Source organism: Streptomyces chartreusis NRRL 3882 (genome assembly GCF_900236475.1).
In the GTDB taxonomy this organism is placed as follows: Bacteria; Actinomycetota; Actinomycetes; order Streptomycetales; family Streptomycetaceae; genus Streptomyces; species Streptomyces chartreusis_D.
Map to the genome: position 1 here is coordinate 560,893 of NZ_LT963352.1, position 23,520 is coordinate 584,412.

The following is a 23,520-nucleotide window of genomic DNA, read 5'->3' on the forward strand; positions in this document are numbered from 1 at the left end:
TGATGACCGGCGAACCGTCCGATGCCAGGCACGTCCCGGGGTCAGGAGGAGCGGTGGAGTACAACCTTGCCGACCTGTTCGAGTCGGTCGTCGACGTGGTTCCCGACCGTGAGGCGCTGGTGTACGTCGACCATCCGGGCACGGGCGCGGAGCGCCGCCTGACGTACGCGGAACTGGACGCGGCGGCCGATCGCGTCGGCCACCATCTGCTCGACAGCGGGATACGGCCCGGTGAGCACCTCGGGCTCCACCTCTACAACGGCGTGGAGTACCTCCAGACGGTACTGGGCTGCCTGAAGGCGCGGATCGTCCCGGTCAACGTCAACTACCGATACGTCGAGGAGGAGTTGGTGTACCTCTACCGGGACGCGGATCTGGTGGCGCTGGTCTTCGACGCGGAGTTCACGGACCGGGTGGCGGCGGCGCGGCCCCGGGCGGAGAGGCTGCGGCATCTGATCCGGGTCGGCGCGCCGGCGCCGGGAGCCGCCCACGTGCCCTGTGCGGAGTTCGCCCAGCTGGAGGCCGCGGGGTCGCCCCGGCGCGGCTTCCCGGCCCGCTCGCCCGATGACCAGTTCATCATCTACACCGGCGGTACGACCGGCATGCCCAAGGGTGTGATGTGGCGGCAGGAGGACCTGTTCTTCGCGGGGCTCGGCGGGGGTGCTCCGACCGGGGAGCCGGTGAAGAAACCGGAGGAACTCGCCGAGCGGGTCGCGGCCGGGGGCACGGGGATCACCTTCTTCCCCACGGCACCGCTGATGCACGGCACCTCCACCCTCACGGCGTTCATCGGCTTCAACTTCGGCCAGCGGGTGGTCATCCACCGCAAGTTCGTGCCCGAGGAGGTGCTGCGGACCGTGGAGAAGGAGAAGGTCAGCAGCATCTCGCTGGTGGGGGACGCGATGCTGCGGCCGCTGATCGACGCGCTGAGCGGTCCGCTGCGGCACATCGACCGCTCGTCGCTGTTCAGTGTGTCGTCGTCCGGCGCGGTCCTGTCGGACACGGTGCGACGGCAGTTCCAGGACCTGGTGCCGAACGCCATGCTGCTGAACAACTTCGGCTCGTCGGAGTCCGGTTTCAACGGCACGGCGACCGAGGACTCGGGGCCCGAGCGGGGCTTCCGGGTGCGGGTCAACGCCCGTACGCAGGTGGTGGACCCGGCCACCTACGAACCAGTGGCGGCCGGTGAGGCGGGCCGGATCGCCCAGTGCGGGCATGTGCCGCTCGGCTACTACAACGACCCGGTCAAGACGGCCGCGACGTTCTTCGAGAAGGACGGCGAGCGGTGGGTGCTGCTGGGCGACATGGCCACCGTCGACGAGGAGGGCGTGGTCACCGTCCTCGGCCGCGGCTCGCAGTGCATCAACACCGGCGGCGAGAAGGTGTACCCGGAGGAGGTCGAGCAGGCCCTCAAGTCCCACCCGGACGTCTACGACGTGCTGGTGGCCGGGGTGCCGGACCCCCAGTGGGGCCACCATGTGGCGGCGGTGGTGCAGTTGCGGGAGGGCGCGGCGCGCCCGTCGCTGGAGGACATCCGGGCGCACTGCCGCGACCGGCTGGCCGGTTACAAGCTCCCGCGCCAGCTGGTGATCACGGAGTCGGTCCAGCGGTCGCCGAGCGGCAAGGCGGACTATCGCTGGGCGCGGGAGGTGGCGGTGGCCGCGGACCGCTGAGCCATGGCGGCCAGGCCGGTGACGCGCCGGCCTGAGGGGCGGTCACGGCCGGAATCCGTCTTCCGGCGAAGGGGACTCGGCGGGCCAAGAAGCCAAGAACCCGCCCTGCGGCCGTCCCTGCCGATCGGGCCTACTCCTCCCGCGCGATCCGCGAGCACCCTTGGTCGACGCGGCGTCCGTGCCGTTGTCCCGCAGCCTGCACCCAATGGGCCACCGTCTGTTGCGAGGCAGCGCCGGGGGGCGCCCGCCCGGCTCGGGCGCCTCACGGGCCGGGTATGCCGGCTCCGGCAGGACCACAAGCCCGGGCCGGCCCGCCCGCGCCCGATTCTGGGCCTGCCCGCCCGCGATCCGGCCTGTGGTGAAGGCGGGACACTCCCAGATGACGTCTCCTCAGCTGTTCACTCACGGAAACCGTGCCGCGCTTATCATCTTGTGACACGTTGGCACTTGCTCCGGGTGGGGAATGGCTGTGGAGATCCACGTCACCGTAGAGACGTCAGGCACCGCAGACGCGCACGACCTGCGGCGGTGGCTCACCGCACAGCCTCGCCTGCGGGGCCGCGTGACACGGGCGGACGCCTCCGCGCCGCCTCCCCCGGGCACCATGGGGCTCGCCGCGGACGCCCTGCTCGCGCTCTTGGCCCCGGGCGGTGTGGCGAGCGTGCTGGCGGGCGCCGTCATCGCCTGGGTGCAGAGCCGGAAGGGCGACCAGTCGGTGACCCTGACCCGACCCGACGGCACGCAGATCAGCGTGACGTCCACCCAGGTGCGCTCGATGGACCCCACACAGGTGGAGGCGCTCGTCAGCCAACTCGCCGCCCAGCTGGATCCGGCGCAGGGTACCCCCGTCGCCGATCCCGAGCGACGGCAACCGGATGCCGGCAGCGGCGGGGACGGGACACCCGGCCCGGCGCGGTGGTCGGCCACCACCCCGACTGACGCCGCCCGACCCTCGGGCACGGGCCCGGACGGCGGGACGCCGGCCCTGTGACGGCCCCGGGACAGGCGCATCCGGGTCCGGCCGGATCGGGGCTCTCCCTCGCCGGCGCCCGCGCCGTGCTCACCGGCACCGGGCGCCACCGGAACGGCTCGCGCCTGGCCGACCTGCCCGGAGTCGACACCACCCTCGACGACCTGGCCCAACTGCTCCACGAACTCTGCGGGATGCCCCGGGAGCATGTCCTGCGGGTACCCTCCGACGCCGGCCCGGAGGCCGTCGTCGAGGCGGTCACCCAGGCATGCGAAGAGGCCGACGGCGTCGTGCTCTTCTGCCACGTCGGGCACGGGCTGCTGGGACCGGCCAACAAGCTGTATCTCGCGACCCATTGGTCCATGGACGCCCAGCGGGTCACCGCGGCAGTCCCGTACGAGACCGTCAAGGGCCTGCTGGAGGAGGCGCCCTTCGGTAGTGCCGTCATCCTGGACTGCTGCTTTTCCGGCATCTCCCAGGCGCCGCACGGCTCGGGCGCCGTCGGTCCCTACGTCCAGGTCCGCCCGTCCGGCAGCTTCCTCCTCGCTTCCGCGTCGTCCTACGCCCCGTCCTTCGCTCCGGAGGGGCAACGGCACACGCTCTTCGGCGGCAAGCTCATCAGCCTGCTGCGTGACGGCGACCCGGCCGGGCCGCCGATGCTCACCCTGGAAGGGCTCCACCGCGGCATCGAAGAGAGGTCGGACGACACCACCCGCCCCCACGTGTCCAGCGAGGGAACCCTCGGCGGACTCGTCATCGCGCCCAACCGTGCCTACCGGTTCCCCGGTCCGCCCGCCGCCGACCCGCCGGCCCCGCTGCCCTGCCCCTACTTCGGCATGAGGCCGCTCGGGCCGAAGGAGAGCACCTGGTTCTTCGGCCGGGACCGTGAACTGGACCAACTGACCGAAGCGGTCGAGGCGCCGGACGCGGAGCGCCGACCCGTCATCGTCATAGGAGCCTCCGGCTCGGGCAAGTCCTCCCTCCTCGGGGCCGGGCTGCTCGCCCGGCTGGACCATCACCACGCGACGGGACGGACGCGCACCTGGCCCGTCTTACGGATGCTGTCGCCCGGCAGGACCCCGCTGCACTCGTTGGCGAGCCAATGGGCCGCGGCGACCGGGCTGCCGCCGGACACGGTGCTGGCGGAGCTGGCCGCCGGGCGCTTCCCCGCCCCGCCGGCGGACGCCCCGGGCGACCACGAGCAGGCCCGGCGCCCCGCGGGCGCCGTACCCCGAGTGCTGGTGATCGACCAGTTCGAAGAGGTCTTCACCACTGCGGCGAAGACCGAGCGGGCGGACTTCCTCCGCCTGGTGTCCGGCAGCCCCGACTGTGATCGATCCGGGCCGGACGACGCCCGTCCCCGGATCGTGCTCGCCGTCAGAGCCGACTTCTACGGCGAATGCCTCGCCGACCCCGGACTGCGCGCCGCCCTCTCCTCCACCTCTCCGGTGCACTGTGCCCCTCTGGACGGCCAAGCGCTCAGGGACGCCATTGAGGGTCCCGCCGAGCGGAGCGGGCTGGATCTGGAGCCCGGACTGGTCGACCGCATCCTGTCGGACCTGCGACGGCCGGACGGGGAGACGCCCGTCGAGGAGCGGCCGGCCGCGGCCCTGCCGCTCCTGGCGCATGCTCTGCAGCGGACCTGGGTGAACCGTTCGGGCGCCAGGATGACTCTGGCCGGCTACCAGGCCACGGGCGGCATCTGGAATGCGGTCACGGAGTCGTGCAAGACCCTGCACGACAACCTCACCCCCGCCGAGCGCCGATCGCTGCGGACGCTGCTGCTCAGCCTGGTGCACCTCACTCCCACCGGCGAACCCGTCGCGCGCCGCGTCACCTTCGAGGACGTGCTGGCGGCCCACGGACCTGACGAGCGGGAACGTCTGCGCGTCGTCTGCGAGTTGCTCCGGGAGAAGAGCCTCATCACTCTGGACCAGGACGGCTTGCGCATCGCCCACGAGGCACTGCTGTACGCCTGGACCGACCTGCGCACCTGGATCCTGGGCGCCCGCGCCCGCCTGCTCGCCCGGCAGCAACTGACCGAGGCCGCCCACGCCTGGGACGTCGGCCACCGCCATCGGGACTATCTGTACACCGGCAACCGCCTGTCCGCGGTCCGCGCCTGGGCCGGACCGGGCAACGGGCCGGACACCGCGAAGCGTCCGCCCGCCCAGCGGACGCTGCCCGAAGTCCCCTCGAATCCGCTCGCGTCGGGGACCGTCACCACGGACGAGGAGGACACCGGCGGCGACGCACCCCCTGTACTCACCGCCCTTGAACGGGAGTTCCTGCACAGCAGCCTGCGGGCCGACCGCCGACGCAAGCTCACCAGGGCCCTGCTGACCGGCGGCGTCCTCGCTCTCGCCCTCCTCCTCACCGTCGTCGGGACGCTCGCCTACACGGAACGCGCCAAGTCCCGGGAACAGGCCGCCGTCCTGGCCTCCGAGCGGATCGCGGCCCAGGCCGACGTGCTCCGCGCCCAGGACCCGGCGGCCGCGCTCGACCTGAGCCTGACCGCGTACCGGACCTCGCCCACCGAGGAGGCGAAGGCCAGCCTGGTGCGCTCCGCTCTGGCTCCGGTCCACACCAGCATTGCCGGACACACCAAGGGCGTCTACTCCGTCGCCTACCGCCCGGACGGCGCGGTGCTGGCCAGTTCCAGCCGGGACGGCACAGTGCGGCTGTGGCACACCGGCGACCGGTACCGTCCTCGCCCCGGCCCGGTGATCCGCGTGGGTACGAACTCGTCCGTCTTCTGGGCACCCGACGGCCGCCACCTGTACGTCCAGACCGTCAAGGATCTCCAGGTCTACGACCTCCGTCAGATCGACCGCCCTCGTCGCACGGCCCGCGCGACCACCGAGGGCCTCGAACGGCCGTACCGGCCCGCTCTCAGCTCGGACGGCACGACACTGGCCGTTCCGCTGGCCCGGGGCCGCATGGTGCTGTGGGACCTGCGCGATCCGACCGCTCCGGCTGCGCACACCGTGCGGATGTCCGACGGCTCCCGCGACCTGCTGGCGGTCGCGTGGCGGCCCGACGGGAAGCTGCTCTCCGTCACGGCCGCGGCCACCAAGCCCGGGGGACGGGACAGGGTCCAGCTCTGGGACACCACCGATCCCACCAGCCCCCGGCTGCGCACGACCCTGCGGAGGTCGGCCATCGCGACGGTCTTCAGCGCCGACGGCCGGTCGCTGACCACCGCCCTGCCCGGCCGCGGAATCGTGACGCTCGACGTGTCCGACCCGGATCGGGTGAAGGAGCCTGAGGGATTCAAAGCCCGGGGCAACCCCGCTGACGGCCTCTACTGGCAGCTCGACCGTTCCCCGGACGGCCGCCACCTCGTCGGGGCGGGCTCCACGGACGGCAACGCGTGGATGTACGAGAACAGCGCCGCGACAGCTGCACCGGATGACTTCATGAAGGGCGAAGTGCTGCCCGGCAACGTGCCGCTGGTCGCCGTGGCCTACCGGCCGGACGGGCGGGGCGTGGTGACCGGTGACGAGAAGGGTGGGGTCCATCTGTGGAGTCCGCCGCCGCACAGTGTGGACGGGGCCTATACCAGCGCAGGTCGGTTCAACCCTGGTGACTCCTTCGCGCCGGAACATCGTCTTCTCGCCACCGATGACGAGGAATTGAGAACCACCATCTGGCGGCTGACCGGAACCACGTTCCGGAAGGTGGTCACGGTGCCCGAACCGTGGCGATCCGTCGCCTTCCTGCCCGGCGGGTCGCTCTTCCTGGCCCGGGACCCGGACGGCCGGCGGACCGGCCTGTGGGACCTGTCCGGCGACCGGCCGGAACTCCGGCACGTGTTCACGGGAACACACGGTCCCACCGCCATCTCGGCGGACGGTGACCGCCTGGCCCTCCAGACCGGCGAGGACGGCCCTTTGGTCATCTGGGACGTCAGCCGCCCAGACCGGCCACGCCGCACCGGGTCGGTGCCGGTGGACACCAAGGGCACCGTCACCCCGGCGTTCACCTCGCCGGACGTCCTCGCGGTCGCGTCCGCCGAAGGCACGCAGTTGTGGAGAATCGACCGGCCGGACAGCCCCCACCGAGGGCAGAAAGTGCCGGGTACCGCCTCGTTCTCCCTGTCTCAGGAGGGGAAGCAGCAGGCCTTGCTGCTGGTGAAGCCGGCCAAGGGCCCCAGTGCAGACGAACGTTTGGCGGTCTACCGGCTGTCTTCCACGGCGACGGCCCACAGGCTCAGGGACGACGTGACCGTCGACCGTCAGCGGGCCACTGTCGCCTTCACCGTCCTGGACCACCGCTTCGTGGTGACCCTGCCCGCCAAGATCGGGCAGCCCCGCGTGTGGGACCTCGACGAGCCCGCGTCCAACGGCAGCAAGGACCCGCCGGCCGGCCTGCCCGGCTCACACTTTCTCATGGAGGGCGTCATGGCGGGTGACACGCGGCAGGGCGGGGTGGTCGCCGCCTGGCAGGAGGAGACCGGGGCTCGTGATCTGGCCGTCTGGGCCTTCACGGCCGACGCGTCGTCGGACGCCCCGCGCACCGGGCACTTCGAGCTGATCTACGACGTCCCCGCCGTCACGGAGGGAATCGGCGGCTTCTCCGTCCGACAGGTCAGCCCGAACGGAGACGACCTCGTCCTCTCCACCGGCCCCGGCCCCATCGATGGGCTCGGCGGCCAACTCGTCCTGCTGCCCACGGATCCCGACCGGCTGGCGGGACTGCTCTGCGCGGTGCGGCCCGGCACCGTCCCGCGCGGTGTCTGGACGAAGGCCTTCCCCGACCTCGAGTACCACGACCCGTGCGGCTGAGCGGGCAGCTGTACGCGTACGGCCTCGGGCGGCCCCCGGCTTGCCCAGCGTGCTGGTGAGCGCGGACGACCGTGGAGTCGACGGACACCGTCCAGGTAAGTACGTACGCGCTGCTGCGGGGACAGGTTCTGAAGGAGATCGCGTCCATCCACCGAGCCCGGGGCGACCAGCAGTCGGCGTCTGCCCGGCCGAGCATGCCCTGGAGGTCCACCGGTCCACCGGCCACCGCATCGGTGAGGCAAGGGCGCTCCGCGTTCTGGCCCACAGCCGGTTCATCCTCGCAGGCACTGCACCTGTCCGAGGAGTGCGGAGCCACGGCCGACGGGGAGGAACTGCGCCGCGCCGCCGGAACGTTCTGCTGTTCTGGCTCCCGGCGTACTCTTTGCGCGCGGTTGACCTTCGTCGTTGAACAGGCGGTGACGGTCGGCCGTACGGAGCATGACGGACCCGGCCCTACGAAGCTGATCCGCCGCGCCAGGCAGCAAGGCCATGTACGGAAGGAACCTCCGCGTGTCGCACCACACGCCGTCTCGTCATCTGCCCGACACCGACAGGGAAGCCGACACCGCCGCGGCCGACCCGGCGGACGACGGCACCGAGCCCGCGGCCGTCGCGGAAGAAGCAGCGGCATCCGAGACGGAGCCCCGGGACAGCGGCGACACGGCTACGGATGTGGCCACACCGGCCACCGCCCGGGAACATGGCCGACGGCGTGGATGGCGGGCAAGGCATCCAGGCGCGGCACGCTCCCTGAGCGTCGGTACGACCGTCCTGGCCGGCGCGCTCGTGCTCTTCGCGCTGCTGCTGCCGAACCGGATCGAGCGGATCGAGTTCGCCTCGTTCGTTCGTATCCCCGCCGAGGGTGTGCTGCTCGCGGGTCTGCTGCTCGCGCTGCCGCCGAGGCCCCGGCGGATCGTGGCAGTCGTCTCGGGCCTGTTCCTCGGGCTGGTCACGGTCCTGAAGTTCGTCGACATGGGCTTCTACCAGGTGCTGGCCCGGCCCTTCGACCTGGTCCTGGACTGGATTCTGATCGAGAACGCCACGGACTTCCTGCGGGAGACGTTCGGCCGTACCGGCCAGGTGCTGGCGGTGATCGGGGTGATCGTGCTGCTCGTCGCGGTGCTGGTCCTCACGACCCTCGCCGTGGTGCGGCTGACGAACCTCATGGTCCGGCACCGTCCTGTCGCCGCCCGTACGACGCTGGTCCTCGGCACGGCGTGGATCACCTGCATGACCCTGGGCGTGCAGATCGGCACCGTGCCGATCGCCACCAAGGGCAACGCGGAGTTCCTCGGCAACCGCGTGGACCAGGTGCGTGCGGGGCTGAAGGACGCGCGGGTCTTCCGGAAGCAGGCCGCCGTGGACGCCTTCGCGAAGACGCCGCCGGACCAGTTGCTCACGGGCCTGCGCGGCAAGGACGTCCTGTTCACCTTCATCGAGAGCTACGGCCGGGTCGCGATCGACGACCCGGCGATGGCGAAGCAGACCGACGCGGTGCTGAAGGAGGGCACCGCGTCGCTCAAGGCGGCCGGGTTCGAGTCGCGCAGCGGCTGGTTGCAGTCGCCGGTGACGGGCGCGGGCAGCTGGCTCGCCCACTCGACGTTCCTGTCCGGCCTGTGGATCAAGAACCAGCAGCGGTACCGCAGCCTGACCACCAGCGACCGCATGACGCTGACCAAGTACTTCGGAAAGACCGGCGCCTGGCGGACCGTCGGCATCGTCCCGGGTGTGCGCCGGGCCTGGCCGGAGGGCAAGTACTTCGGCCTGGACCACATCTACGACTCCGAGCACCTCGGTTACCACGGCCCGTACTTCAGCTGGACGCCCGTGCCCGACCAGTTCAGCATGGAGGCCTTCCAGCGCCTGGAGCACGGCAGGAAGGACCGCGAGCCGATCATGGCGGAGATCATCCTGGCCTCCAGCCACAACCCCTGGTCCCCCATCGCCCACATGATCGACTGGGAGGACCTCGGTGACGGTTCGGTGTTCCACCGCATCAAGAAGGAGGGCACCAACCCCACGGAGGTCTGGAAGGACCCGGAGAAGGTGCGCACCGAGTACCGGCGTGCCATCGAGTACTCGATCCGCAGCCTGACCGAGTGGGTCGAGCGCTACGGCGACGAGAACACGGTGCTCGTCTTCCTCGGCGACCACCAGCCGGTGCCGACGGTCACCGCGGGGGACACCGGCAAGGACGTGCCGGTCACCATCGTCGCGCACGACAAGAAGGTCCTGGACCGGGTCGCCGACTGGGGCTGGACCGACGGCCTCAAGCCGGCCCCGGACGCGCCCCGGTGGGGCATGGACAAGTTCCGCGACCGTTTCATGACGGCGTACGGTCCGCAGGGCTGAGGAACTCCCCCACCGCCGCGAGGAACTCCCGGGGCCGTGCCTCGTGCACGAGGTGCCCGGCGTCGATGGTGACGCGCCGGGCATCGGGCAGCAGCTCGGCGAGGGCGTCGATCTGCTCCTGGGGGATCAGGCTGGTCGGCCCGCCACCGATCAGCAGCGTCGGCATGGTGATCCGCCCCATGTCGTCCCACCACACGGGGTCCGGGGCGTTGCGCTGTTCGTCGGTGGCGAGGATCATCGCCCAGTCGTACGGCAGGTCCCCGCCCGGATGTTCGGCGGGCGGGCGCGGCGGGTCCAGCGGGAAGGGCGCGGGGACGTCCTCCAGGACGAGCCGCCGTACGAGCCGCGGGCTGTGCTGGGCGAGCAGGCAGGCGACGGCGCCGCCGAGCGAGTGGCCCACGACGTCGGCGCGGGCGATGCCGAGCGCGCCGAGGAAGGCGTGCACGTCGTCGCGCATGGCCGCGTAGGCGTATCCGCCGGGCCAGTCGCTGCGGCCGTGTCCGCGCAGGTCGGGGGCGTACACCCGGCGGGGCCCGGCGGCCAGCGCGGGGGCGATCTCCGCCCAGTCGGCGCCGTCGGTCCCGCGGGCGTGCAGGAGGACGACGGGCGGCGCGTCCGCCGGCCCCCAGACGCGGTAGGCCTGGGTGATGCCGTTCGCCCGTACGGTGCGTGGTTCGGTGTCCATGCCGGGCACGGTAGCGGGGTGCGGACCGCGGGCCGGGCCCGCTCTGCGGACAGCAGAGGATCTCAGTCCCGGGCGCGGAAGAAGCGTGCGACGCGTCGCACGAACCACTCCGGGTCGTCCAGCCACGGGTAGTGTCCGGCCCCCGGCTGCACCGCGACCTCGACCGCCGGGAATGCCTCGGCGGCACGCCGGGCCAGGCCGGGGCGGGGGCCGCCGTCGACCTCACCGGCGAGGACGAGCACCGGGGCGGTGACGCGGGCCAGGGCGGTCCGGGTCGCGTCCGGGTCGTAGGCGCCGTCCGCGCCGTAGCGGTCCGCGGCGAGGTCGTTGGTCTCGTCCTCCTCGCGGTCGGCGTGGGCCCGTGCGGTGTCGTCCCAACGGCCGTAGAAGAACGGCAGGAACACGGGGTCGAAGTCACCGGTACCGGACAGCCAGGCCTCGAACGCCGGGAACGCGTCGGCGAACCAGGGTTCCGCCGCGCGCAGCCGGGCCGCCGCGAGCCGGTCCTCGGCCGTCGCCGGCAGGCCCAGCGCCCACGGGATGGCGGTGATGAGCGCCAGCCGTCCCGTCCTGTGCGGATACCGAGCCGCGTACAGCAGGGCGAGACTGCCGCCCGCCGAGTGTGCGAGCACGTCCATCCGCTCCAGGCCCAGGTGGCGGCGCAGCGCCTCGACGTCGTCCACGAGCCGGTCGCAACGGTAGGTCGCCGGATCCTCGGGCACCGCGGACTGTCCGGTGCCGCGCAGATCGAGGAACACCAGCTGGCGGTGGGCGTCCAGTCCGCCCAGGTTCCCGAGGTACGCGGAGGCGCGCATGGGCCCGCCGGGCAGCACGACCAGCGTCTCACCCGCTCCGCGCAGGTGACAGGCGAGCCGGGTGCCGTCCGGGGCGGTGAAGATCGGCATGGCCCCGATCCTCACGCTCTCGGAGTCTTCGGCGCAACGCGTTTCGTCGGGGGACGGCGCGGCGTCATCCGTCCGAGGCCGCGAGACCCGGCCCGCCCCCGAGGCCTTTCCGGAGCTCCCGCTTGAGGATCTTCCCGCTGGCGTTGCGCGGGAGGCTCTCCACGAACACCACCCGCTTCGGAGCCTTGAAGGGGGCGAGCTTCTCGCGGGTGTGGGCGATGAGTTCCGCCTCGGTGACCTCGCCGCGTGGGACGACGACGGCTGTGACGGCCTCGATCCAGCGTTCGTCGGGCAGGCCCACGACCGCGGCCTCGGCGACCTGGGGATGGGTGTACAGGGCGTCCTCGACCTGGCGTGAAGCGACCAGTACACCACCGGAGTTGATGACGTCCTTCACCCGGTCGACGATCGTGTAGTAGCCGTGCGCGTCCCGTACCGCGAGGTCGCCGGAGCGGAACCAGCCGTCGCGGAAGGCCTCGGCGGTCTCCTCGGGCTTGTCCCAGTAGCCCTCGCACAGTTGCGGAGAGCGGTAGACGATCTCGCCGGGGGTGCCGTCCGGTACGTCCTTGCCGTCCTCGTCGACGACCCGCGCGTCGACGAACAGCACCGGACGGCCGCAGGAGTCCATGCGCCCCTTGTGTTCCTCGGGGGCGAGGACCGTGGCCAGGGGGCCGATCTCGCTCTGCCCGAAGCAGTTGTAGAACGCCAGTTCCGGCAGGCGTTCCTTCAGCCGTTCCAGTACGGGGACCGGCATGATCGACGCCCCGTAGTACGCCTTGCGCAGGCCGCCCAGGTCGCGGGTGGCGAAGTCGGGGCGGTTGGACAGGGCGATCCAGACGGTGGGCGGGGCGAACAGGCTGTCCACGCGGCCCGCTTCGACCAGGTCGAAGAGCCGGTCGCCGTCGGGTGCGTCGAGGATGATGTTCGTCGCGCCGACCGCGAGGTAGGGCAGCAGGAAGACGTGCATCTGCGCCGAGTGGTAGAGGGGCAGCGAGTGCACGGGACGGTCGCCCGCACTGAGGTCGAGGGCGGTGATCGCGCTCAGGTACTCGTGCACCAGGGCACGGTGCGTCATCATCGCGCCCTTGGGCAGGGCGGTCGTCCCGGACGTGTACAGCAGTTGCACGAGGTCCTCGGTGCGCGGCTCGGGGCCGTCGTACGGGGGCGCCTCGGTGAGCCGGGCGAGGAGTGAGCCGTGGGCGTCGCGCAGGGGCACCGTGCGTACGCCGTCGGGGAGTCGTGCGGCGAGGTCCGGGTCGGTGAGGACCAGGGAGCTGCCGGACTGGCCGACGATGTAGGCGAGGTCGTCGCCGGTCAGGTTCTGGTTGACGGGTACGTGCACCAGGCCCGCGCGGGCGCAGGCCAGGAAGGCGATCAGGTAGGCGTCGGAGTTGTGGCCGTACGCGCCCACCCGGTCGCCCGGGGACAGCCCCAGGGCGAGGAGGACGCTCGCCGCGCGGGAGACGGCGGTGTCCAGCTCGTCGTACGTCCAGGTGCGGTCGCCGTACTCGACCGCGACGCGCGCCGGGGTGCGCCGGGCGCTGCGTCGCAGGACTCCGTCGACCGTGCTGCCGTGTCCGGGCGTCGTCATGACACCTGATCCTCGGTTCACCTCCGGTCGAGGTCAAGGACCGACCGGCTCAACCCTGCCGCCGCCCGAGGCGTCCGAGGTCATGGTACCGATGTGCGAACGCGGCACGTCCGTACCCTCAAGTCCCCTTTCCCTCACTGATATTGGAGGGCACGATGCGCAGCCGCCTGAGACGACTCGTTCTCGGGGCCACGGCCCTGTTCACGGCCGCGTCCGCGTTACCCGCGGCCGCCGCCCCTGGCCCGGGACGGGCGGAGCAGCACCCGTCCCGCGACGGCCTGTCCGCCGTCATCCGCTACACGGAGTACGGCATCCCGCACATCCTCGCGAAGAACTACGCCGATTTGGGCTTCGGCACGGGCTGGGCGCAGGCGTCCGACGAGGTCTGCACGCTCGCCGACGGGTTCGTGACCCTGCGGGGCGAGCGCTCCCGGTACTTCGGCGCCGGCACGGCCGCCGACGGCGCCCTCTCCGGGGCCAGGACGAATCTCGCCAGTGACCTGTACTTCCGCGGGGTCCGTGAGACCCGCACGGTGGAGAAGCTGCTCGCCGAGCCCGCGCCCGCGGGGCCGAGCCGTGAGGTCCGGGACCTGATGCGCGGCTGGGCGGCCGGTTACAACGCCTGGCTGAAGCAGAAGAAGATCACGGATCCCGCCTGCGCGGGTGCCTCCTGGGTCCGTCCGGTCACCGAGCTGGATGTGGCCGCCCGCGGCCTCGCCATCGCCTCGCTCTCCGGCGAGGGTCGCTTCGTGGATACCATCACGGCCGCCCAGCCACCGACCGGGAACGGCACCACCGCCGACAATCCGGCCTCCCCGCTCGCCGCCCGCGCGCCGGACGCGAAGTCCGTGGCGAAGGCGGCCGACGAGCTGTGGGGCGACCCCGGCATGGGCTCCAACGCGGTCGCCTTCCGCGGCGACACCACGGCGAACGGCAGCGGTCTGCTGCTGGGCAACCCGCACTACCCGTGGCAGGGCGGACGCCGGTTCTGGCAGTCGCAGCAGACGATCCCCGGCGAGCTGAACGTCTCCGGTGGCTCTCTGCTCGGTACCCCGGCGATCTCCATCGGGTTCAACGCACATGTGGCGTGGAGCCACACCGTCTCGACCGGCATTCCGGCCAACTTCCACCAGCTGAAGCTGGATCCGGCCGATCCCACGACGTACCTCGTGGACGGCGAGCCGGAGCGTATGAGGAAGCGGACCGTGACGGTCGCGGTGAAGGACGGCGCGCCGGTGACCCGCACCCAGTGGTGGACCCGCTACGGCCCCGTCGTCACCTCTCTGAACGCACAGGTCGCGCTGGAGTGGACCGGTACGACGGCCTACGCCCTGCACGACCCGAACGCCGCGAACCTCCGCTTCGCCGACACCTCGCTCGGCTTCGGCAAGGCGCGCAGCACGGACGACGTCCTCGCGTCCCTCGCCCGGCACCAGGGCATCCCCTGGGTGAACACCATCGCCGCCGACCGCGCGGGACATTCCCTCTACACCCAGTCCCAGGTACTTCCGCGCATCACCGACGAGCTGGCGGAACGCTGCTCGACGGCGCTGGGCAGGACCACGTATCCGGCGTCCGGTGTCGCGATCCTCGACGGCTCGCGCGGCGACTGCGCCCTCGGCAGCGATTCCGACGCGGTGGCGCCGGGCATCTTCGGGCCTGCTCGGATGCCGACGCTCCGGGACGCGCCGTACGTGGAGAACTCCAACGGCACCGCGTGGATGACCAACGCCGACCGGCCGATCACCGGATACGAGCGGGTCTTCGGCACGGTGGGCACGCAGCTCGGCCTGCGCACGCGCGGCGCGATCGAGGACGTGGCGGCGATGGCGGACCGGGGCCGGCTGACCGTACGGGACCTGCAGCGGCAGCAGTTCGCCAACCGGGTGCCGGCGGGTGATCTCGCCGCGACGGACGTGGCACGGGCGTGCGCCGCGCTGCCCGGCGGCACGGCGACGGGCAGCGACGGCAAGGCCGTCGACGTGTCGGAGGCCTGTGCCGTGCTGACCGGGTGGGACCGCACCATGGACACCGGGAGCCGGGGGGCGCTGCTGTTCGACCGGTTCTGGCGGAAGCTGGAACGGACGGTGCCGGAGGTTGAGTTGTGGAAGGTGCCGTTCTCGGTGGCGGACCCGGTGCGTACGCCGAACACGCTGAACACCAACGCTCCCGGCCTCGCCGTCGCGCTCGCCGACGCGGTGGCGGAGCTGCGCGCCGCGGGCGTCGCGCTCGACGCGCCGCTCGGCGCACACCAGTTCGTCGTCCGTGGTGATGAGCGCCTTCCGATGCCTGGTGGCTCGGGGAGGCTCGGCGTGTGGAACGTGCTCGAACCGACGTGGAACGCGGCCCAGGGCGGCTACACGGAGGTGCCGTTCGGCAGCAGTCACCTCCAGGCGGTGGGCTGGGACGGCGGCCGCTGTCCGGTGGCCCGCACGCTGCTGACGTACTCCCAGTCGTCGAACCCCGAGTCGTCGCACTTCGCCGACCAGACCCGGCTCTTCTCCGGGGAGAAGTGGGTGACGTCGCGCTTCTGCGAGAAGGACATCCTGTCCTCGCCGAAGCTGAAGGTCGTGCGGGTGCACGAGCGCCGCTGACCGGGGCTGAGGGGGTGCCGCTCCCGGTGGGGCGGCACTCCCGTTCATTCGTCAACCCCGGCCGGCCCGGGGCCCGTACATCAGCCGGCGCAACACCGCTTCGGCCGGGCCCCGGCGACCGGCCCGCTCCAGGGCGTACGCTCCGGCCACGGTGACCAGCCAGACGGCGATCGCGAAGAGCGCCATGGTCGTGCTGCCCAGGTGCGCGCCGAGGCCGAGTCCCCAGGCGGCCAGCACCGGGGCGAACAGCAGCGAGTGGGCGAGGTAGCAGGACAGGGACCGTTTGCCGACGGAGGCCACCGCCGTCACCGCCGTCGCGCCGCGGCGGGGCCCGCGGGTGGTCCACCAGTGCGCGAAGAGGGCGACGGCCGCGACATAGCCGAGGCCCGCGGCGTTGCCCGTGATGTCGCGCAGGGCCGTGAGCGCTCCGGACTCGCTCTGCGTGTCGTCGGGCACGTGCAGGACGCCGGTGTGGGCGAGGGCGGCGGGCAGCGCGCCGAGCCAGCCGGCCGCGATGCCGATGACCGCCGTCCGGCGCAGCAGCCCGCGGTGGCGGGCCGGTTCCTCCAGGATGCGGCGGCGCGCGGCCCAGAAGCCGAGCAGGAAGAGGATGTACCCGCCGCCGACGAGGGTCAGCGGGGCGGCGGCGAAGGTGACGAACAGGCCTGTCTGGAGCCGGGTGCCCGCCGCGGTGAGCCAGCTCTCCTCGTGCGGCGCGTACGCCTTGAAGCCCGCGTCGCCGTCGGCGTCGCCGAAGGTGCCCAGCTCGCCCTGGAGCAGCGCGGAGATGACGGGTCCGGCCGTGACGAGGAGCAGCAGGGCGACTCCGATCCAGATCCACCACGTCAGGGCGCGTTCGCCGCGCCGCAGGAAGGCCAGGCCCAGGATGAGGCTCAGGACGCCGTAGAAGCCGATGATGTCCCCGGACATCAGCAGGGTGGCGTGCGTCAGGCCGATGACGATCAGCCAGAGGCTGCGCCTGCGCAGGACCTTCGCCGCGTCGCGCCCGTCGGTGCCGGCGGCGGTCTGCCGAAGGTAGACCTGCATCATGCCGTAGCCGAAGAGGAAGGCGAAGAGCGGGTAGATCCGCAGGTCGAGCACCACGATCATGGTGAACTGCACTGCGTGGTCCAGCCACGAGCCGTCCACGGGCTGCCATCCGGAGGGCCCGCGCCGGGCCGCCCACAGGTGGAAGGCGGTGTTGGACAGCACGATGGCCAGCAGCATGATGCCGCGGGCGAGATCGGGGGCGAGTGCCCGTTCGCCCGGCCGTACGCCCCCACGCCGCAGTGGTCCCTCTTCGGTCGCGATCGTCATGGCTTCACGCTAGGAAGGCGGGGCCCGGCCGGACATCGGCCCGAGGGCGGCCGGGCGCCGACCAAAGGATGACGCCCGGGCCCACCGTCGCGACCAAAGCCGCACCGCCGCCTCACACCGGCCGGGTCCGGCCCTCCCAGTACGGCTCCCGCAGCCGTCGCTTGTACAGCTTGCCGTTGGGGTCGCGGGGCATCTCGGTGATGAAGTCGACACTCCTGGGCCGCTTGTAGCCGGCGAGCCGGTGCGCGCAGTGGTCGAGGAGGTCGGCCGCGAGGGCGGGCCCGGGCCGGTGTCCGGGGGCTGGTTCGACGACGGCCTTGACCTCCTCGCCCCAGTCGTCGTGCGGGATGCCGAAGACGGCGGCGTCCGCGACGGCGGGGTGGGCGAGCAGGGCCGACTCGATCTCGGCCGGGTAGATGTTGACCCCGCCGGAGATGATCAGGTCGATCTTGCGGTCGCGCAGGAAGAGGTAGCCGTCCTCGTCGAGGTGGCCGAGGTCGCCGACGGTGAAGAAGTCGCCGATGCGGTTCTTGCGGGTCTTGGCCTCGTCCTTGTGGTAGGAGAAGCCGCCGGTGTTCATCTTCATGTAGACGGTGCCGAGTTCACCGGGCGGCAGCCGGTTGCCGTCGTCGTCGAAGATCGCGAGTTCGCTGATGGGCCAGGCCTTGCCGACGGTGCCCGGCTTCTTCAGCCAGTCCTCGGCGGTGGCGAAGGCGCCGCCGCCCTCGCTGGCCGCGTAGTACTCCTCCACACAGGGGCCCCACCAGTCGAGCATGGCCCGTTTCACGTGGTCGGGGCAGGGCGCGGCGCCGTGGATGGCGTGCCGCATGGAGGAGACGTCGTAGCGGTCCTTCACCTCGTCGGGCAGGGCCAGCAGGCGGTGGAACTGGGTGGGGACCATATGGGTGTGGGTGCAGCGGTGGCGGTCGATGAGACGGAGCATCTCCTCGGGTGTCCACTTGTCCATCAGGACCAGCCGGTGGCCGATGTGCAGGGACGCGCCCGCGAACTGCAGGACGGCCGTGTGGTAGAGCGGCGAGCACACCAAGTGCACGTTGTCGTCGAACGGCCGGATGCCGAAGATGCCGAGGAAGCCGCCGAGATACGCCTCCTCGGGGGGTTTGCCGGGCAGCGGGCGGCGGATGCCGCGGGGGCGGCCGGTGGTGCCGGAGGTGTAGTTCATGACCCAGCCGAGCGTGCGGCCGTCGGGCGCCGACTCGGGCTGCCCGTGGAGGAGTTCGGCGTACGGGCGGAAGCCCTCGACCGGGCCGACGGCGTACCGGTGGGTGGCCGGGAGGCCTGCCTCGTCGGCGGCGTGGCGTGCCGCGTCGGCATAGCGTTCGTGGACGAGGAGGACCTTGGCGCCGGAGTCGGAGACGATCCAGGCGATCTCCGGTCCGACCAGGTGGTGGTTGACGGGGACGAGGTAGAAACCGGCCTGGCCGGCGGCCAGGTACGCGGTGAGGAACTCGACGCCGTTGGGCAGGACCACCGCGAAGGTGTCACCGCGTTCCAGCCCGGCCGCGCGCAGACCGTGGACGAGCCGGTTGGCGTCAGCGTGCAGGCGGCCGGCGGTCCACTCCTCGCCGTCGGGGGCGACCAGGACCGCGCGGTCGGGTTCGGCGGTGGCCTGGGCGTAGAAGCCCGCGGGAACGCTGTTGTTCACTGGCCGCTCCTTCCGGCGATGCGGTTGATGCGGTCCACGGCCTGTTCGAAGCCGCGGGTGAGGTCGTCGAAGACGGCTTGGACGCTGCGTTCGCTGTTCATCCGGCCGACGATCTGCCCGACCGGGGTGCCGAGCAGCGGGTCGACCTCGTACTTCTGGATGCGCGAGACGGCCTCGGCGACCAGCAGGCCCTGCAGCGGCATGGGCAGCGGGCCGGGCCCGGCCGGGTCGTCCCAGGCGTCGGTCCACTCGGTGCGCAGTTGGCGTGCGGGCTTGCCGGTCAGCGCGCGGGAGCGGACGGTGTCGCCGGAGCCGGCCGCGAGCAGCTTGCGGGTGAGGGCGGGTGAGTGGAGGTCAGCTTCCGTGGTGGTGAGCCACAGGGAGCCCAGCCACACGCCTTGAGCGCCGAGCGTGAGTGCGGCAGCCACCTGCTGTCCGCTGCCGATGCCGCCGGCGGCCAGCACGGGCAGCGGGGCGACGGCGTCGACGACCTCGGGGGTGAGCACCATGGAGGCGATCTCGCCGGTGTGGCCGCCGGCCTCGTAACCCTGCGCCACGACGATGTCGATCCCGGCGTCCTGGTGCTTGCGGGCGTGCCGGGCGCTGCCCGCGAGGGCGGCGACGAGGACGTCCTGGTCGTGGGCGCGGGCGATGACGTCGGCGGGCGGGGAGCCGAGGGCGTTGGCGAGGAGCCGGATCGGGTAGTCGAAGGCGACGTCTAGCTGGGTGCGGGCGACCTGCTCCATCCAGCCGGTGATGCGCCAGCCGGACGCCTCGCCCTCGGCGAGTTCGGGCACGCCGTGCTTGGCGAGGGTCTCCCGGACGAACTGCCGGTGGCCCTCGGGGATCATCGCCTCGACGTCGGCCTCAGTGACGCCCTCGACCTTCTTCGCCGGCATCACGACGTCCAGGCCGTAGGGCCGGCCGTCCACGTGCGCCTCGATCCAGTCGAGGTCGCGTTTGAGCTCGTCGGGGGAGGTGTAGCGGACCGCGCCGAGCACGCCGAAGCCGCCGGCCCGGCTGATGGCCGCGGCGACGGCGGGGAACGGCGTGAAGCCGAAGACGGCGTGCTCGACTCCCAGTTTCTGGCTCAGCTCCGTCTGCATGGGCGCAGGATGCCGGAGTCCTCCGGAGGACGGAAGGGGTTTTCTGATACACCGTCAGATTTATGGGCGGGGCACGGGGACATACTGTCCGGGACGTCCAGGGCGGATCGGCGGAAGGATGCACGGTGACCGAAGGCACGGCTGAAAGAACGACGACGACCGGCGGGCTGACCCGCAGGCGCGCCCTGGTCCTGGGTGGCGCCCTGGCCCTCGCCCCCTTACCCGCCGAGGCCGCCCCGGTCACGGGGCGCCCCACGCTGCGGCACGGCTCGGCCGCACGCGCCGGGCTGCTCCCCACCCATCTGCGTCGACTCGTCACCGACGCCGAGGCGTTCCTCGGCCCCTCCCCCGCGCACCCCTGGTACGCGGGCGCCGTCCTGCTCGCCGGACGGGGCGGCACCGTCGCCCTGCACCGGCCCATCGGCATGGCGGTGCGCTACCGGGCCTACGACGAGAAGACCGACACCGGCGTCGAGTTCCCGGCCGGCGAGCAGATCCCCATGGCCGAGGACACCGTCTTCGACCTGGCTTCGGTGTCGAAGCTGTTCACCTCGATCCTGGCCGTGCAGCAGGTGGAGCGGGGCGGGCTGGAGCTGGAGGCGAAGGTCGCCTCGTACCTGCCGGACTTCGGTCGTGCGGGCAAGCAGGACATCACGATCCGTCAGCTCCTCACGCACACGTCGGGCTTCCGCGCGTGGATCCCGCTGTACAGCGCGCCGACGTACGAGGAGAAGCTCCAGCTCATCTGGGACGAGGCGCCGGTCAGCGCGCCGGGCACGGCGTATCTGTACTCGGACCTGAACCTCATCTCGCTCCAGCTCGTGCTGGAGCGGATCACGGGCCGCTCCCTGGACGTCCTCCTCCGCGACGAGATCACGGCGCCGCTCGGCCTGCGCCGCACCCGTTACAACCCGCCCGCCTCCTGGCGGCCGAAGATCGCGGCCACGGAGGACGCACGTGCTCCGTGGTCCGGGCTCGACCGCGGCCTGGTGTGGGGGGAGGTGCACGACGAGAACGCCTTCAGCCTCGGCGGGGTCGCGGGCCACGCGGGCGTGTTCTCCGACGCGTGGGACCTCGCGGTCCTCGGCCGTACGCTGCTCAACGGCGGCGTGTACGGGCGGGCGCGGATCCTGACGCCCGAGTCGGTGGAGCTGATGTTCACCGACTTCAACACCGCGTTCCCCGGGGACGAGCACGGCCTCGGCTTCGAGCTCTACCAGCACTGGTACATGGGCGCGATGGCCACACCGCGCAGTGCCGGGCACACCGGCTTCACGGGCACCTCGCTGGTGCTCGACCCGACGACCGACTCGTTCCTCGTCGTCCTGGGCAACTCGGTGCATCCGGTGCGGAGCTGGCGCTCCGGGTCGGCTCCCCGGGTGGCCGCCGCGAACCACCTGGCGCGGGCCGTCCCGGTCCGGCCGGTGCGAGGGCGCAGGGCCTGGTTCTCCGGCATGGCGGTCTCCGCCACGGCGACGCTCACCCTCCCCACGCTCGACACGTCGTCCGGCCGGGCGAGAATGCGCTGCGCGCTGTGGTGGGACACCGAGCCCAAGGCCGACGTCCTGGTCCTGGAGGCCACGACCGACGGCGGCACGAGCTGGCGGCCGGTGCCCTTCACGACGTCCCGCCGGGACGAGGGCACCCGGCCGCACCCGTCGGGCTCGGTCACGGGCTGGTCCGGCCGCGTCTGGCACGGGCTGACCGCCGACCTTCCCGCCGCGCGCCGACTCGCCCTGCGGTGGCGGTACGCGACGGACCGGCTGTACGTCGGCCGCGGGGCCTATGTGGACGGGCTGCGGGTGGACGCGGCCGACGGCGTCCTCTTCGACGAGGCACGCCCCGCGGACGCGTCGCGCATCGAAGCGGTGGGGTGGACGCCGTCGGCCGACTGAGACGGTCGGGTCACTGGTTGAAGACGGCCTTCTGTACCTCGTTGGGGCCGTCGAAGCGGTCCTCCTTCAGGCCGTCGAGAGTCCTGACGACCTTCTCGTCCGCGTGATTGCTGCGGGCACGCTCCACCAGGTGCTGCTTGTCCGTGGGGTAGTCCATGCCCTTGAGGGCCTTCTGGAGGTCGGTCGGGCTGAGCTCGGCCATGGGAGCCTCCCGTGGGGGTGGTGCGACCGTCCGCGCGGGGCGGCCGGCTGTACGGATGTCTTCGTCCTGTCGGAGTGCCCCTCGATGGAGCAGCGATTCAGTCGTTGCGGGTTTCCAGCACCGCCATCGCCGCATTGTGGCCGGGCACCCCGCTGACCCCGCCCCCGCGCACCGCGCCGGCCCCGCACAGCAGCACGTTCGTGTGCCGGGTCTCCACGCCCCAGCGGCCGGTGCCGTCCTGGGCGTGGGGCCAGCTCAGTTCCCGGTGGAAGATGTTGCCGCCGGGCAGCCCGAGGTCCCGCTCCAGGTCGAGCGGGGTCCGGGCCTCGATGCAGGGCCGTCCGTCCGCGTCGGTGGCCAGGCAGTCGGCGAGGGGCTCGGCCAGGTGGGCGTCGAGCTGGGCGAGTGTCGACTTCAGCAGCTCCTCGCGTACGGCGTCGTTGTCCCGCTCGAACAGGCGGGCCGGGGTGTGCAGGCCGAAGAGGGTGAGCGTCTGGTAGCCCTGGTCGGCCAGGTCCGGGCCGAGGATGGTCGGGTCGGTGAGCGAGTGGCAGTAGATCTCGGAGGGCGGCGCGGCCGGGAGGTCACCGGCGGCGGCCTGGGCGTGGGCGGTGGCCAGCTGCTCGTAGCCCTCGGCGATGTGGAAGGTGCCGGCGAACGCCTCGCGCGGGTCAACGGCGCTGTCGCGCAGCCGCGGCAGCCGCTCGAGCAGCATGTTCACCTTGAGCTGGGCGCCCTCGGCGGGAGCCGGGGGTGTGTCGCCGGTGAGCTCCGCGAGGGCCTGTGGGGAGGCGTTCACCAGGACGTGCCGGGCGGCGACGGTGCCCTCGGCGTCGGCCGTGCGGTAGGTGACCTCGGCCGTGCGGCCGTCCGTGGCGATGCGCAGCGCCTCGTGGCCGGTGGCGAGGACCGCGCCCGCGGCGCGTGCCGCGTCGGCCAGGGCGTCGGTGAGTGCGCCCATGCCGCCGACCGGCACGTCCCAGGCGCCGGTGCCGCCGCCGATCACGTGGTAGAGGAAACAGCGGTTCTGCTTCAGCGACGGGTCGTGGGCGTCGGCGAAGGTGCCGATGAGCGCGTCGGTGAGGACCACGCCGCGCACCAGGTCGTCCGTGAAGTGCTCCTCGACGGCGACGCCGATCGGCTCCTCGAACAGGGTCCGCCAGGCCTGGTCGTCGTCGAGGCGGCGGCGCAGTTCCTCGCGGGTGGGCAGCGGCTCGGTCAGGGTCGGGAAGACCCGCTGGGCGACGCGGCCGGTCATGCCGTAGAACTCCTGCCAGGCCCGGTACTCGCGGTCGGAGCCGGTGAGCCGGGCGAACGCCTCCCTGGTCCGCCGTTCCCCGCCGCCGACGAGGAGCCCGGTGGGGCGGCCGTCGCGTTCGGCGGGCGTGTAGGAGGAGACGGTCCGGGTGCGTACCCGGAAGTCCAGGCCGAGGTCCCGCACGATCTTTTTCGGCAGCAGGCTGACCAGGTACGAGTAGCGCGACAGCCGGGCGTCCACCCCGGCGAAGGGCCGGGTGGACACCGCCGCGCCTCCGGTGTGGTCCAGCCGCTCCAGCACCAGCACGGAACGGCCGGCCCGGGCCAGGTAGGCGGCGGCGACCAGGCCGTTGTGGCCGCCGCCGACGATGACGGCGTCGTAGGTCCGGTGTGCGCGGGGTCCCTCGGGTGCGGTCATGGTTCTTCGTAACACGGGGTGATCCGGGTCGGCCAGACGAACGGCTGCCGGGCACGCCGACGTGGCAGCACGGCCCCGCGAACGCCTGCCGGCCGCGCACGG

14 protein-coding genes are annotated in these 23,520 nt (G+C 72.2%); 6 read left to right on the forward strand and 8 right to left on the reverse strand.

Annotation, left to right across the window (positions count from 1 at the left end; translation table 11 throughout):
• Positions 1-53: 53 nt before the first annotated feature.
• The 4 genes from SCNRRL3882_RS02600 (at position 54) to SCNRRL3882_RS02620 (ending at position 9,782) form a co-directional block, all read left to right on the forward strand.
• Positions 54-1,673 carry an acyl-CoA synthetase gene (locus SCNRRL3882_RS02600; protein ID WP_010033026.1) on the forward strand — a complete coding sequence of 540 codons (1,620 nt, stop codon included), beginning with the start codon at positions 54-56 and terminating at the stop codon, positions 1,671-1,673.
• Positions 1,674-2,136: 463 nt separating this feature from the next.
• Positions 2,137-2,664, forward strand: a complete 528-nt coding sequence (locus SCNRRL3882_RS02605) for an effector-associated constant component EACC1 (RefSeq protein WP_158688378.1) — start codon at positions 2,137-2,139, stop codon at positions 2,662-2,664.
• Entirely contained in the window at positions 2,661-7,430 is a 4,770-nt protein-coding gene (locus SCNRRL3882_RS02610) for an NACHT and WD repeat domain-containing protein (RefSeq protein ID WP_010033022.1), read from the forward strand. Before SCNRRL3882_RS02605 ends, SCNRRL3882_RS02610 begins: the two co-directional genes overlap by 4 nt.
• A 510-nt stretch (positions 7,431-7,940) precedes the next feature.
• Positions 7,941-9,782: a hypothetical protein gene (locus tag SCNRRL3882_RS02620; protein ID WP_010033020.1), complete on the forward strand. Its 1,842-nt coding sequence runs from the start codon at positions 7,941-7,943 to the stop codon at positions 9,780-9,782.
• On the opposite strand, the gene SCNRRL3882_RS02625 is transcribed toward SCNRRL3882_RS02620, so the two are convergent.
• The 3 genes from SCNRRL3882_RS02625 to SCNRRL3882_RS02635 all read right to left on the reverse strand — a co-directional run bounded on the left by SCNRRL3882_RS02625 (position 9,754) and on the right by SCNRRL3882_RS02635 (position 12,963).
• Positions 9,754-10,467: an alpha/beta fold hydrolase gene (locus tag SCNRRL3882_RS02625; protein WP_010033019.1), complete on the reverse strand. Its 714-nt coding sequence runs from the start codon at positions 10,465-10,467 to the stop codon at positions 9,754-9,756. The genes SCNRRL3882_RS02620 and SCNRRL3882_RS02625 overlap by 29 nt on opposite strands.
• 62 nt (positions 10,468-10,529) lie before the next feature.
• Complete coding sequence (locus SCNRRL3882_RS02630; protein ID WP_010033018.1) at positions 10,530-11,372, reverse strand: alpha/beta fold hydrolase; 843 nt, start codon at positions 11,370-11,372, stop codon at positions 10,530-10,532.
• A gap of 64 nt (positions 11,373-11,436) precedes the next feature.
• A complete protein-coding gene (locus tag SCNRRL3882_RS02635) occupies positions 11,437-12,963 on the reverse strand; it encodes an acyl-CoA synthetase (RefSeq protein ID WP_010033017.1) in 1,527 nt (508 codons plus the stop codon).
• Positions 12,964-13,118: 155 nt separating this feature from the next.
• Here SCNRRL3882_RS02635 and SCNRRL3882_RS02640 point away from each other — a divergent pair, with 155 nt between their 5' ends.
• Positions 13,119-15,557, forward strand: a complete 2,439-nt coding sequence (locus SCNRRL3882_RS02640) for a penicillin acylase family protein (RefSeq protein WP_010033016.1) — start codon at positions 13,119-13,121, stop codon at positions 15,555-15,557.
• Between the two features lie 51 nt (positions 15,558-15,608).
• Here SCNRRL3882_RS02640 and SCNRRL3882_RS02645 read toward each other — a convergent pair whose 3' ends face one another.
• The 3 genes from SCNRRL3882_RS02645 to SCNRRL3882_RS02655 form a co-directional block, all read right to left on the reverse strand.
• Positions 15,609-16,874: a DUF418 domain-containing protein gene (locus SCNRRL3882_RS02645; protein WP_010033014.1), complete on the reverse strand. Its 1,266-nt coding sequence runs from the start codon at positions 16,872-16,874 to the stop codon at positions 15,609-15,611.
• Positions 16,875-16,986: 112 nt separating this feature from the next.
• Positions 16,987-18,540, reverse strand: a complete 1,554-nt coding sequence (locus SCNRRL3882_RS02650; protein ID WP_010033013.1) for an acyl-CoA synthetase — start codon at positions 18,538-18,540, stop codon at positions 16,987-16,989.
• The gene (locus SCNRRL3882_RS02655) at positions 18,537-19,646 is read right to left on the reverse strand and encodes an NAD(P)H-dependent flavin oxidoreductase (RefSeq protein WP_010033011.1); all 1,110 of its coding nucleotides are present in this window, start codon (positions 19,644-19,646) and stop codon (positions 18,537-18,539) included. Before SCNRRL3882_RS02655 ends, SCNRRL3882_RS02650 begins: the two co-directional genes overlap by 4 nt.
• Before the next feature lie 125 nt (positions 19,647-19,771).
• On the opposite strand from SCNRRL3882_RS02655, the gene SCNRRL3882_RS02660 reads away from it, so the two are divergent.
• Positions 19,772-21,541: a serine hydrolase domain-containing protein gene (locus SCNRRL3882_RS02660; RefSeq protein ID WP_010033010.1), complete on the forward strand. Its 1,770-nt coding sequence runs from the start codon at positions 19,772-19,774 to the stop codon at positions 21,539-21,541.
• Between the two features lie 10 nt (positions 21,542-21,551).
• Here SCNRRL3882_RS02660 and SCNRRL3882_RS02665 read toward each other — a convergent pair whose 3' ends face one another.
• On the reverse strand, positions 21,552-21,743 hold the full coding sequence (locus tag SCNRRL3882_RS02665; RefSeq protein ID WP_010033009.1) for a DUF2795 domain-containing protein: 192 nt from the start codon (positions 21,741-21,743) through the stop codon (positions 21,552-21,554).
• A 97-nt stretch (positions 21,744-21,840) separates the two neighbouring features.
• Positions 21,841-23,418, reverse strand: coding sequence for a phytoene desaturase family protein (locus tag SCNRRL3882_RS02670; RefSeq protein WP_010033007.1), 1,578 nt, complete (start codon positions 23,416-23,418; stop codon positions 21,841-21,843).
• Positions 23,419-23,520: the final 102 nt, after the last annotated feature.